Origin of the sequence: Oribacterium sp. oral taxon 078 str. F0263, from assembly GCF_000469565.1 — a bacterium.
In the GTDB taxonomy this organism is placed as follows: Bacteria; Bacillota; Clostridia; order Lachnospirales; family Lachnospiraceae; genus Oribacterium.
Map to the genome: position 1 here is coordinate 37652 of NZ_KI273121.1, position 9032 is coordinate 46683.

Below are 9032 nucleotides of genomic sequence, written 5' to 3' on the forward strand. Positions count from 1 at the left end.
ATCGCTAAACGCCGGGGCGGCAGACGGCCTGCGCTTGGACAGGCAAAGCGGCAGAACGGCTGCTTAAAATGTGGGGCTTTCAGTGATCCGGGGGTCCTGAAGGAGCGGGGGAGGCACTTCTCTTCGAGAAGACTCAAGGACGCTCCGAGTCTGCCTGATGGCAGACTTCTACGCTTTTGCTTCGCCGCATCCGCAGCTCAGCGACTCGGCTTCGCCCGGGAGGCATCAGCCGATCTCTACATTCTCAGGCGTTTTTTCAGGTTCTGGAAGACCTTTTCTCTAAGGGCGCGGTAGTTTTTCTTTTCGCCTTCGCTCATTCCTTCTGTGCTGTTTTGCTCTTCCTCCGAGACAGCGCTGTCTATCGCATTCAGAATTCTTCCGGATTTTTCTGTGAGGGATGCGGTCTCCGGTTTTGCGAAGTCCATCTTCAGGTAGCCGCGGATCGAGAGATACTGAAGGAGAGCCTGCGCGGAAATTTTGGGGAGCTCCAGGTATTCGGAGAGCTCTTTTAAGTCGCCGACGCTGCCGAAGCTATGAAGGTAGAGGAGGACGGAAAGCTCGCGGCGCTCCAGATCAAAGCGGCTCATCACGGAGCGGAAGAGGCGTTGAAACATGCGCTCCTCATAGTAATGCTTTGTCCAGGAATTTTCCCGGACGAAGTCGTGGGCGACTTTCGTCCTCTCCTCTCCGAGTTTTTTGGATCCCGGAAGGAGGGGGATCGCTTCATTGTCTCGGGAGTAATCGAGCAAAAAGCGGTAGATTTCCGCGCGCTTTTTCGCATAATCCTCCGGACTGTAGACATTTTTATAGAAGTCGGAGTAGTAGTCGATCACATTCAGCTTCATGCGGATGATGTCGCTCGCATTGAGTCCCTGCTGGACGAGGGAGCCCTCCGTCTTTACATAGTAGTAGATCGGGACGCGGAGCACATAGATCCTGTCTGCGTGAAGGAGATACTCCATATTAAAGATGAAGTCCTCGCACCAGCGGAGCTCCGGGTCCATCCGGAGACCATAGCGCTCGATGATATCCCGGCGGAAGAGCTTGTTCCAGAGGACGCCGTAATAGTAGTCCGCGGGACTTTTCGCCATCCAGTCCGCAAACTCCTGCCTCGTGAGAAGTCCTTCCGTGTCGATAGAGCCCTTCCGGGAGATCCATTTCTCGACGACCCGGTAGAAATCCGCTATGACGATATCCGCCTTCTCTTTTTCCAGTGCGCGGACAAGCTGCCCGCTGGCCTCCGGAGTGATCCAGTCATCCGCATCGAGAAACTGGATATAGCGGCCCTTTGCGATGGAGAGCGCCGCATTTCTGGTATTGGAGACGCCGGAATTTTCCTTATGGATGACACGAATCCTCGCATCCTTTTCGCGGAAGCTGTCACAGAGCTTTTCGGAGCCGTCCTTGCTGCCATCGTCCATGAGGAGGAGCTCGAAGTCTTTGAAATCCTGTGAGAGGATACTGTTTACACAGCGGCTGAGCGTCTCCTTGGCATTATAGATCGGTACAATGATGGAAAGTACAGGCATGCATCCCTCTCTTTCAAAAAGACGGGCAAAAGAGTCCGGGGAAAGAAGACGGATTCATGATATACTTTTTCTTTAAAGAAGTCCACAGGATGAGAGAGCTTTTGAGGGTGAGGATATGAGTGAGATCGTGAGGCTCTTTGACAGAGTATGCGAAGAGAAGGGGGAGGAGAGCGCCTTTTTCTACTTCAGGAAGGGGGAGCTCCGGAGGAAAAGCTTCCGGGAGCTCCATCGGGAGGTCGAAAGCAGGGAGCGCTGCCTCATTGAGAGGGGGCTTTGCCCCGGGCAGAGGATTCTTCTCTTTGCGCCTCCTTCCTATGAGCTTCTGCTTTTCATGCTCGCCGCCATGCGGCTTGGGATTTCTCTTCTCTATGCGGATGTCCAGACGGGGCTTCGCCGGGGGGGCGCCGCGCTGAAAAGCGCTCCGGCGGATGCCGTCGCAGTGAATCGAGGGACCTTTTTTCTGCGGCTGCTCTTTCCAAAGCTCCTTCAGATACCGCTGCTTCTCCGGATCGATTCTTCGGAGGAGAGGAGGGGAAGAAAGGTGCGGAAAGGAGGAAGGGCAGCGGAGAAGGATGGGATTTCAGGCGGAAGGCAGTGGAGGGAAGAGCGTAAGATCCGCACGGCCGGTCAGTGGGGCGAAGGGAAAAACGGGATTTCGGGGGGAAGACAGAGGGGAGAAGAGAGTAAGAGCTGCATGGCCAGTCAGTGGAACGAAGAGAAAACTGAGATCTTAGACGGAAGGCAGAGAAGGGAAGAGGAGGAGAGCTTTTCGCTTTTGGGCCCTGCCGGGCCCTCCGAGGATACGGAAGCTCTCCTTACGATGACCACCGGCTCTACCGGGAGCGCCAAGACCGTGATCCGGACGCACGGGGAGCTGCTCCGGCAGCTTCGGCTTACCATGGAGAATCAGGGGGAAAGCGGGGGGGAATGCGTGCTGGTCAGCTCCTTCATGTATTGCTTTTCCAACCTTCTTATGGGAAATGCGGTAGCGCTTCCGGAGCTTCACCTGGGGATTCCGCTCTGGTCCTATTGGGAGCGCAGGCTTCGGCATTTCTCCTCGCTTCCCATCCGGAGTCTGATGACGACACCGGACTTCTGCCTCCATTTTAAAAATGCTTTTCCCGGGCTCCGGGAGCTCTACATCGGAGGGGCGATCCTCAATATCCGGGAGGCGGAGAGGATACTCGCAAACTATCCCGGCGTGAGGATCAGCTACATTTACGGCGCGACGGAGTGTAACCTTATCGCTCGGACAGAGCTCTCGGACTATGTGCGGATCCTTCGGGAGAGGGGAGAGTCCTGCCTCGGAGGGGCGGTATCGGGAGTCTCGATCCGGATCGAAGGAGGAGAGATCCTGGTAAAGAGCGATGCCCTGCTTAGAGGATCCCTCGCAAAGGGAGGGAGAGAGGAGAGGGAGAGAGAGGGGAGCTGGCACAGAAGCGGGGATCTCGGAGAACTCCGAGAGGGAAAGCTGTATTACCTTGGGAGGAGAGATGTCTATCTCGTGAAGAAAGGGAGGAGGGTTCCGTCGGGACCGCTGGAGCAGAGGCTTCTCCTCCGCTTTCCGACGCTCTCAAAGGCGGCCTGCTTCTACAGCGGAGGGAAAAACCGGCTTTTTTATGAGGAATGCGGGGGAAAGACAGAGAGAGAGCAGATTCGCGAATTTCTCCGGGAGGAGGGCATTTTGGAAAATACAGAGCTCCGCCGGATCGGACGGATCCCGCGGGACAGAAAGCACCACAGCAAAACGGACTACCGGGCACTGAAAAAGAGGAGCCGTTTTCCACAGCTCCCCTTCTCCTCTTCGTGGAGACAACAGGACTCGAACCTGTGACCTTTCGCACGTCAAGCGAATGCTCTCCCAGCTGAGCTATACCTCCAACGAAAGGGAGTATACAGGATCGAAGGATAAAAAGCAAGAGGAAATTTTTTTCCGTTTATTCATAGGTATTTAATATCAAAGCATGGTCCACGTACTCCCCCAGAAAGACTTCGCTGCATTTCTCTACGTTTTGCTTTTTGAGTTCATCGAGAAGCCATTTCTCGTCCTTACCGATTACTTTGAGAATGTCATGCTGTACCTGGCCATCCGTGATGACCGGAAACTTTGGATCTTCTTCATCAGACTGTATTATGATCAGCTGCCCGTTTTGTTCGACGACAGCTCTCTTTACCGTCTTTGAGGAGTAAATGCCATTGGTACGGAGCTTAAAAGCCACATCGTGAGCGGACAAGCCGGCCTTCTTACAATTCTCGATCACTATTTTGCCGTCATTGATTATTGTCAAGGCCTTGCCGTCTATTAGCTGCTTAGCTCTTACATTATGCTTCTTGACCCACTTCATAGCCAGGACAAGAAAACACCAAATGCATAGAATCGCAATGAAATTAGGTATTTTTATGCTGTCGTTATAGATCACACCTCCGATGATCCCGCCGAGCACATAATTTACAATTTGGTCACTGGCCGACGACGGTGCCAAATTCCCCTTTCCTGATATATTTATGATGATAACCATCGCAAAAAAGCCGATTAACAGCTTTATCGTCACTAATATAAAGGGATTCATGATTTTTCTCTCCTTCTTTTAAGGAAACTTCTTTTAAGTAAACTTCTTCCGGCTAAACTTTATATTACGATTTCTTCGCTGCCTGTTCTCCGGCAATTCGGCTTTGATCTCTACGGAGCAAATTCTAAATTGCCTAATTCTACAATTTCGCCGATTTAATTGCAATAGGGGGCGGAGATTTTGAATCCGTATTTCCCGCCTTTTTCCTTGAGCTTTCCGGGAAAGGATGAGAAAATAAAGAGACGGTTTTGTGAGAAGGGAGGGAGAGTTATGCATGAGATCCGAATTGAAAGAGAATTATATGCGGTTTATCCGGAGATCCGGCTCGGCTGTCTGCAATTTTATGCGAAGCCGGGTCCTTCCTCCGAGGAGCTTTCGCGCTTTATGGAGAATGATATTCTGCCGAGGCTTCGGAGAGAGAGCGCAGGAAAAAGCTGGGAAGAGATCCCCGGCATCCGCGGAAGCCGGGCAGCGTACCGGGCCTTTGGGAGAAATCCGGGGCGCTACCGTGTTTCCTCCGAGGCGCTGCTTCGCAGGGTGAAGCGCGGGGAGGGCATCCCTCCGGTCAATACTGTTGTGGATGTCAATAATATGATCTCCCTGCAAAGCGGGCTCTCGCTCGGCTCCTATGATCTTTCTCGGATCAAGGGCGCGGTCAGACTGCGGAGGGCCGGAGCCGGGGAGGGCTATCGCGGAATCGGAAAGGATTTTCTGGACATGGAGAATATGCTGGTTTTATCCGATGACGAGGGGATTTTCGGCTCGTCCATGTCGGATTCCACCCGCGCCATGCTCACGGAGGATGCGAGAAATATTTTGACGGTGATCTATTGCTTTGAGAAAGAGATTCCGCTCGATGAGCTGCTCTGTCAGGCGAAAGCGACGTTTGAGAAATACGCCGGGGCGAAAGATGTCGAGATAGGGAGCGTCTGAAATATCGATCGGAGCAATCCGGGGCAGGCTGCGCTGATTTTGCGTCGTTCGTGCTGCATTTCGTGTTGCATCATGCACCGCCAAAGCGCATTTTTCATCTGCCAAAGCGGTATTTTCTTCCCGATCGAGTATGAAAAAACAGGGAAAGAAGCCGATCCGGCGGATTTCCCTGCTTTTTCGTGAGTGGAGCATACGGGATTCGAACCCGTGACCTCCTCCATGCCATGGAGACGCGCTCCCAGCTGCGCTAATGCCCCGAACGAAGGTATTATAAAGTATATTTTTGGCTTTGTCACGGAAAAGCTGCGCTAAATGCATAAATAAAATTCATGCAATATCAGAAAAGATATAACTTGAAATTATGCATTTCCTCTTTGCTGATTCTGTCGGACTTTGACAAAGAGCTTTATCCACGTTATGATGATAAATTGACAGGATTTGTTTTATGATGAATCGGTGTTTCACAAAAAGCGATTTGCCTTGGCTTCGCCCTTTTGCAGTCGCTGTGGGAACAGAAGAGAGAGGACGGGGGAATTATGGCGGCATATGGATTGAGCTGCTGCTCTACTGTGGATTTATCCAGGCAGTGGGCAGAGGATAGGGATGTGAAGCTTGCATACTTCCATTTTTTTCTCGGCGAGAAGGAGTATCTGGATGATTTCTATGAGTCCATTCGTCCGGAGGAGCTTTACCAAAGGATGCTCGCGGGGGAGATGACGCGGACCTCCCAGGTCAATGTGGAGGAATACAAGGCGCTGTTTCGCTCGGTGCTCTCAAAGGGCAGGGACCTTCTCCATATCACGCTTTCCAGCGGCATTTCCGGGAGCATCAATTCCGCGAGGATTGCGGCGGAGGAGATGAGGGAGGAGTTTCCGGAGAGGAAGGTCTATGTACTGGACTCTCTCAACGCCTCCTCCGGCTATGGACTGCTCGTCGACAGGGCAGCGGATCTCCGGGATGCGGGTATGGGCATAGAGGAGCTCTATGAGGAGCTGCAAAGGCTTGTCGCGAGACAGCAAAGCTGGTTTTTTACCTCGGATCTTACGTTTTTCATCCGGGGCGGAAGGGTCTCGAAGGCGGCGGGCTGGATCGGTTCTCTATTAAATATCTGTCCGCTGCTCCGGGTCGCGGAGGACGGCAGCCTGAAGGCGGTGGAGAAGGTCCGCGGAAAGAAAAGGGTGATGGACAGAATTCTCCAAAAGATGGAGGAGCTCTGCAAGGACGGGAGGGACTATTCCGACAAGTGCTTTATCAGCCATTCCGATTGCCGGGAGGACGCAGAGCTTCTCCGCGTGGAGCTCAGGAAACGTTTTCCGAAGCTGAAAACGGCGGAGATCTTTCCCATCGGCAGTACCATCGGATGTCATACGGGACCCGGCACCGTCGCCCTCTTCTTTTTCGGGAGAGAATAATTTCAGTGCGAAAATACTGCCCTCCCTGTGATCGCCCTTCCCCGATGAGATTTTAGGAAATGCTCCCTGCTCCGGCTCTTTCCTTTCTATACTATACTGGGAGCCCGGAAGAGAGGAAAGACAGGAGAGAGGGGAAAGACAGGAAAGACGGGAGAGCCAGGTGCGGTTCAGAAAGATAGAACGGATTAGAAAAATAGAAGAAATAAAATAGAATAAGAAGAAAATGAGCTGAGAAGGCAGAGAAAGAAAAAAGAATAAGAAGCTGAGAAGAAGTAAAAGGAATAAGAAGGGAAAAGAATAGAAGATAAGAGAAAGGAGAGAGGATGCCAAGAGTATGTGCCTTGCTGGCCCCCGGTCTGGAGGAGGTGGAGTGTCTGTCCGTTGTGGATATCCTGAGAAGGGGAGGAGTGGAGACAGAGCTTGTCTCTGTGAGCGGGGAGCGTGTGGTGACAGGCTCTCATCGGATCGCGATCGTGACGGACCGCCTGCTGGAGGAGGTGGACCCCGCCGGATATGACCTTATCTTCCTTCCGGGAGGAGTCCCGGGGGTCCCCAATCTGGAGGCAAATCCCGCGGTAAAGACGATGCTTTTGGAGCAGGCGAGAGCGGGAAGGAGGATCGGAGCGATCTGCGCTGCACCGAGCATTCTCGGGCATTATGGGCTTCTCTCCGGAAAGCGCTTCACCTGCTATCCCGGCTGGCAGGAGGGGATCAACGACGCGGAGTGGACCGGGGAAGGGGTCGTGAGCTCCGGCCGGATCAGTACGAGCCGGGGGCTCGGCTTTGCGCTGGATTTCGGACTGGAACTCCTTCGACTCCTCATGGGAGAGGAGAGCTTTCAAAAGGTCCGAAAGGGCATACAGCATCCCGGGACGATCTGAGGGAGGCTTGATTCCATCATTATCAAGGATAAAACAGGATAGATAGATCCATCGCTTTTTCTACAGGGAATCATCCTCCGGAAAAAGCATCTCCCGGAAGCGCTCCTCCTGAAAACGAAAGTAGTGGATCGGGCGTCCCTGCCTCCCGGCCTTCTCCGGCTGCTCGCTTTCTTTCAGCTGCTCCACCATGCCGAGCTCCAGGAGCTTTGCCAGTATGCGGCTTGCGGAGCGGCCGGTCACACCGAGGAGGGAGGAGAGGGACTGGGAGGAGAGCAGTCGGTTTTTTTCTTCCTGAAAGAGGCTGACCAGCTTCAGAATATTAGTGTCACTGATTCCCTGCTCCCTCGCGAAGAGGAGCGCTTTTTCATTGGTGTAGTCTGCGGCGAGTCTTGCATCCTGTGAGAGCGGTCCCAGAACGATGTCCTCTTTGTCCACGAGGAAGGCATCATTTCTTCCGTAGCGGTTCGCCTCCATGAGAGCCTGCTCCGCGAAGCAGCGGCTTCTGTCTCGGGACGCTCCGATGCCGATGCCGATCCGGAAGGGGAAGTCCAGCTTCCTCTTGAGCTCCGTGAGCGCGCGCCTCAGAAAGTCGAGTGCACCCGCATTGTCCTCCCCGGCGGGAATCTCGCTGTGAAGCTCAAATTGGTTAAAGCCCTGTTCGATGGAAAAGTGTAAATGCCGGCTCTTCCGGTAGTCCGCAAGGAACTTGTAGAGGGTGGCTTCGCGGTACTCCTGTTCCTCCTGTTCGATCTCCTCGGAAAAGGGGAGGCGGATCAGGATGCTGAGGATCTCCTTCTCTGCGATCTGATCGAGCCGAAGCTCATTGAGTGCATTCCGGATCGACTTTACGATCATTTCCTCGGAGGGGAAAACCGCAACATAGGGGATGCCGAGCTCGTCCAGCTTCTTCAGATTATTGATGCTTCGGGAGAGAATCATATCGATCTTTTTGTGCTCCCAGAGCTGCTTTGCGAAGTCGGTGATATGTCTGTAATCGTAGTGCCGCTCCGTATAGAAATAGGGCTGATGCTCCTTTGGGAGGTACTGCGGAAGCCCCATGAAGTGATTGGTCTCTGTCAGAAAATCGCAGAAGACCCGATTCATGCGTATCTCCGGGTGAGAGATCTGAAAATTCAGGAGAATCGAGAGCACATCAATGGGCTCATAGGCGGTAAAGGCACAGGGGATGCGGATATCCGGAAACTTGTGCCGGATATAATGATAGCCGAGCTCTCCGGAGAAGAATATCACATCGCATTTTCCGCGGCAGTCGTGATAGATTTCGTCGATATCCGTCATCTTCTTATAGATGTAGCGATGAAAACTGCATCCAAAGTCCTGCTCCTCTATGACCTTGTCCACGGGCTCCAGGGAATGGTCCGGGCTCACAATGGCAACATTTATCATGGCTTTTCCTCTGCGTAAAAGACGGGATTCGCCCTGCGGCGGATCCTTCGTTATTCATAAATAAAGATAGAGATATAGATAAAGATAGAGGTAAAGATGCAAAATGCCGATCGAAGGCTGCTTTTGCATCTTCGCATTTTCCATCCGGGAGGCCGCTTTTAAGGCTCCGCCGGATCCCCTTCCGCTGGGAAATAGGTAACATAAATTTCGGACAAAGTCAATCAAGTCTTTAAATCACGTCTGCACCGCTTCCTCTTCCCGTGATGCCTGCAGTCTTGTCCGATGCCGAAATGTCCGATG

7 protein-coding genes and 2 tRNA genes are annotated in these 9032 nt (G+C 52.9%); 4 read left to right on the forward strand and 5 right to left on the reverse strand.

Translation table 11 applies throughout. The features are described 5' to 3' along the window. Positions 1–236: 236 nt before the first annotated feature. On the reverse strand, positions 237–1529 hold the full coding sequence (locus HMPREF1986_RS07280) for a glycosyltransferase family 2 protein (RefSeq protein WP_021774179.1): 1293 nt from the start codon (positions 1527–1529) through the stop codon (positions 237–239). Between the two features lie 115 nt (positions 1530–1644). On the opposite strand from HMPREF1986_RS07280, the gene HMPREF1986_RS12890 reads away from it, so the two are divergent. Then, a complete protein-coding gene (locus HMPREF1986_RS12890) occupies positions 1645–3363 on the forward strand; it encodes an AMP-binding protein (protein WP_021774180.1) in 1719 nt (572 codons plus the stop codon). On the opposite strand, the gene HMPREF1986_RS07300 is transcribed toward HMPREF1986_RS12890, so the two are convergent. Beyond that, positions 3337–3409, reverse strand: a tRNA-Val gene (locus tag HMPREF1986_RS07300). The genes HMPREF1986_RS12890 and HMPREF1986_RS07300 overlap by 27 nt on opposite strands. A gap of 57 nt (positions 3410–3466) precedes the next feature. Then, complete coding sequence (locus HMPREF1986_RS07305; protein ID WP_021774181.1) at positions 3467–4099, reverse strand: DUF421 domain-containing protein; 633 nt, start codon at positions 4097–4099, stop codon at positions 3467–3469. Between the two features lie 270 nt (positions 4100–4369). Here HMPREF1986_RS07305 and HMPREF1986_RS07310 point away from each other — a divergent pair, with 270 nt between their 5' ends. Further along, positions 4370–5032: a B3/B4 domain-containing protein gene (locus HMPREF1986_RS07310; protein WP_021774182.1), complete on the forward strand. Its 663-nt coding sequence runs from the start codon at positions 4370–4372 to the stop codon at positions 5030–5032. A gap of 184 nt (positions 5033–5216) precedes the next feature. On the opposite strand, the gene HMPREF1986_RS07315 is transcribed toward HMPREF1986_RS07310, so the two are convergent. Next, positions 5217–5289: transfer RNA gene (locus HMPREF1986_RS07315), tRNA-Ala, on the reverse strand. Positions 5290–5568: 279 nt separating this feature from the next. Here HMPREF1986_RS07315 and HMPREF1986_RS07320 point away from each other — a divergent pair. Beyond that, on the forward strand, positions 5569–6444 hold the full coding sequence (locus tag HMPREF1986_RS07320) for a DegV family protein (RefSeq protein ID WP_036599767.1): 876 nt from the start codon (positions 5569–5571) through the stop codon (positions 6442–6444). Between the two features lie 323 nt (positions 6445–6767). Further along, the gene (locus tag HMPREF1986_RS07325; RefSeq protein ID WP_021774185.1) at positions 6768–7325 is read left to right on the forward strand and encodes a DJ-1 family glyoxalase III; all 558 of its coding nucleotides are present in this window, start codon (positions 6768–6770) and stop codon (positions 7323–7325) included. A gap of 60 nt (positions 7326–7385) precedes the next feature. Here HMPREF1986_RS07325 and HMPREF1986_RS07330 read toward each other — a convergent pair whose 3' ends face one another. Continuing rightward, positions 7386–8732, reverse strand: coding sequence for a hypothetical protein (locus HMPREF1986_RS07330; protein WP_021774186.1), 1347 nt, complete (start codon positions 8730–8732; stop codon positions 7386–7388). Positions 8733–9032: the final 300 nt, after the last annotated feature.

Excerpts from the sequence above, each read along its gene's own strand:
- HMPREF1986_RS07280 (WP_021774179.1), bottom strand. The coding sequence starts at position 1,529 with ATGCCTGTACTTTCCATCATTGTACCGATCTATAATGCCAAGGAGACG.
- HMPREF1986_RS12890 (WP_021774180.1), top strand. The coding sequence starts at position 1,645 with ATGAGTGAGATCGTGAGGCTCTTTGACAGAGTATGCGAAGAGAAGGGG.
- HMPREF1986_RS07305 (WP_021774181.1), bottom strand. The coding sequence starts at position 4,099 with ATGAATCCCTTTATATTAGTGACGATAAAGCTGTTAATCGGCTTTTTT.
- HMPREF1986_RS07310 (WP_021774182.1), top strand. The coding sequence starts at position 4,370 with ATGCATGAGATCCGAATTGAAAGAGAATTATATGCGGTTTATCCGGAG.
- HMPREF1986_RS07320 (WP_036599767.1), top strand. The coding sequence starts at position 5,569 with ATGGCGGCATATGGATTGAGCTGCTGCTCTACTGTGGATTTATCCAGG.
- HMPREF1986_RS07325 (WP_021774185.1), top strand. The coding sequence starts at position 6,768 with ATGCCAAGAGTATGTGCCTTGCTGGCCCCCGGTCTGGAGGAGGTGGAG.
- HMPREF1986_RS07330 (WP_021774186.1), bottom strand. The coding sequence starts at position 8,732 with ATGATAAATGTTGCCATTGTGAGCCCGGACCATTCCCTGGAGCCCGTG.